Raw genomic sequence first — 2593 nt, forward strand, 5'->3', positions numbered from 1 at the left:
TGCATATTCTGGCCGATCATGAACACTCATTCTGGACGAACGTGAACACTGATTCTGGCACATCGTGAACACCTATTCTGGTCTGATGGTGAACACTTTTAGCCCTTGTCCAGAATCACTGTTCACGAACCAGAATCGATTTCCCGCATTGATATTTTTGACTGCTAATCTGTTCCCTTTTGCTGTGGGGAATGGACATGCCAACCAAGAGATTATCAATGCGACAATTAAGAGAAATACTGCGCCTGCGTTTACATGGCGACCTCAGTGTCAGGCAGATCCATCGTAGCCTACGCGTCAGCGTCGGAGCTGTATCCAAGGTAGTGAGCAAAGCCCAGGAAATGGAATTGGACTGGCCGATGATTGCACAGTTAGATGATGTGCAACTGGCAGGTAAGTTTTATCCTGAAGCTGATACGCGCCAATCATTCGAATTTGAAATGCCGGACTGGCGGGAAGTACACCAACAGCTGACCCGCAAAGGTGTCACTAAGCACCTGTTATGGGAAGAGTACACCCAACAGTACCCCAACCGTTGTTACAGTTACCCGCAATACTGTCACCATTATCAGGTGTGGTTGAAGAAACAGCGCCGCTCAATGCGCCAAATTCACAAAGCGGGCGAAAAGCTGTTTGTTGACTATGCAGGTCAGACGATGCCCATCGCCTGCGCCAGTACGGGTGAAGTGCGACAAGCCCAGGTGTTTGTCGCAGTGATGGGCGCGTCGAACTATACCTATGCTGAAGCAACCTGGACGCAAAGCTTACCGGACTGGCTGGGCAGCCATGCCAGGGCCTTTAGCTTCTTCGGCGGCGTGCCGCAGTTAGTGATCCCGGATAACCTCAAAAGCGGCGTGACCAAAGCCTGTCGGTACGACCCTGAAGTGACACCGGCATACCAACAACTGGCCGCGCATTATGGTACCGCCATTGTGCCTGCCAGACCTTACAAGCCTCAGGATAAAGCCAAGGCAGAAACCGGTGTACAGGTCATAGAACGTTGGATCTTGGCCAGACTGCGACATCACACCTTCTTCTCACTGTCAGAGCTGAATGCCTGCATTGCTGCCTTACTCAAAGACGTCAACAACCGGCCGTTTAAACAGCTTAATGGCTCCCGCCAGTCCTGGTTCGACAGTCTCGATAAACCCGCGTTGTCTCCACTGCCCAAGCAGTCTTACGAATACACTGACATCAAAACGGTGAAAGTGAATATCGATTACCACATCCAGTATGACGACCATCTCTACTCGGTGCCCCATCACCTGGTTGGTGAGCGCGTTGATGTGCATGCCAGCAATACCATGGTCACGCTGTACTTCCACAACAACGTGGTAGCCAGTCATCCCAGGCAATACCGACTCGGCATGACGACGACACCGGGCCATATGCCCACCCGGCACGAGAAACATCAGAACTGGACGCCGGGAAGACTGATGAACTGGGCAAAGGATATCGGTGATGAGGTACTGAAATGGGTAAAATACCAACTGGACAGTAAACCACACCAAGAGCAGGCGTACCGTGTCTGCTTAGGGATACTCAACCTCTCTCGTCAGTATCCAGCACAACGGCTGAACAATGCCTGTGCCATTGCCAATCAGCAGCACCTGTACCGGCTAAAACACATCAAAGCCATCCTGACCTCCAATCAGGACAGGCTTTACCGTAAGCATGACGACAGCAGAGCGCATCTTCCCCAAGCGCACGAGAATATCCGCGGCCCACATAGCTTCCACTAAACAAGGACACCAGCATGATACACACCACCTTAGCCCAACTGCGGCACCTGAAACTGACCGGTATGGCCGATGCGCTGGCCATGCAACATGAACAACCTGGCAACTATGATAGCCTGAGCTTCGCAGAGCGTATTCAGCTACTGGCAGATGCAGAGCAACTGGAGCGGGAGCAGCGTAAACAACAACGATTACTTAAAGCCGCCAGGCTCAAGTTACATGCCACCGCCAAGGACATCGATTACGGCCATCCCAGAGGATTAAAGCAATCGCAAATGGCCGCGTTACTGCAATGCGACTGGTTGCACAAACATCAGAACCTGTTGCTCACCGGCCCTTGCGGTTGCGGTAAAACCTACCTGGCCTGTGCGCTGGCCCATACAGCCTGTATGAAAGGCTACAGTGCCAAATACTATCGTCTCTCCCGATTAATGTTGGAACTGACACAGGCCAAAGCTGATGGCAGTTACAGCAAAGCCCTGCAGCAGCTCGCCAAGCTCGACATGCTCATACTGGATGACTGGGGGCTCGAACCACTAAAAGCCGCTCAACGGAACGACCTAATGGAGATCATGGACGACAGGAACAACCACTCATCGACTGTGATCATCAGCCAGTTACCGACCGATCAATGGTATCAATCCATCGGCGACAATACGCTGGCAGACGCCATATTGGATCGTCTGATGCACAACGCTCACCGAATCAAATTAAAGGGAGAATCAATGCGCAAAACACGCTCAGAGTTGACCGATGGTGAACACTTAGCGTAAAAATAAGCTTCGCCCAATGCGGGAAATCTCAGGTGTTCACGATGCGCCAGAATCGGTGTTCACGTTCAGCAGAATACGCAA

Annotated in this window: 2 protein-coding genes; both read left to right on the forward strand. The window is 51.8% G+C overall.

Annotated elements, in window-relative coordinates; genetic code table 11:
• Positions 1–197 precede the first annotated feature (197 nt).
• The gene (gene istA, locus DRW07_RS18195; protein ID WP_124029387.1) at positions 198–1742 is read left to right on the forward strand and encodes an IS21 family transposase; all 1545 of its coding nucleotides are present in this window, start codon (positions 198–200) and stop codon (positions 1740–1742) included.
• A gap of 14 nt (positions 1743–1756) precedes the next feature.
• A complete protein-coding gene (istB, locus tag DRW07_RS18200; protein ID WP_124029388.1) occupies positions 1757–2512 on the forward strand; it encodes an IS21-like element helper ATPase IstB in 756 nt (251 codons plus the stop codon).
• The last annotated feature ends 81 nt before the right edge of the window (positions 2513–2593 follow it).

Source organism: Paralteromonas sediminis, from assembly GCF_003820355.1.
Taxonomy (GTDB): Bacteria; Pseudomonadota; Gammaproteobacteria; order Enterobacterales; family Alteromonadaceae; genus Alteromonas_F; species Alteromonas_F sediminis.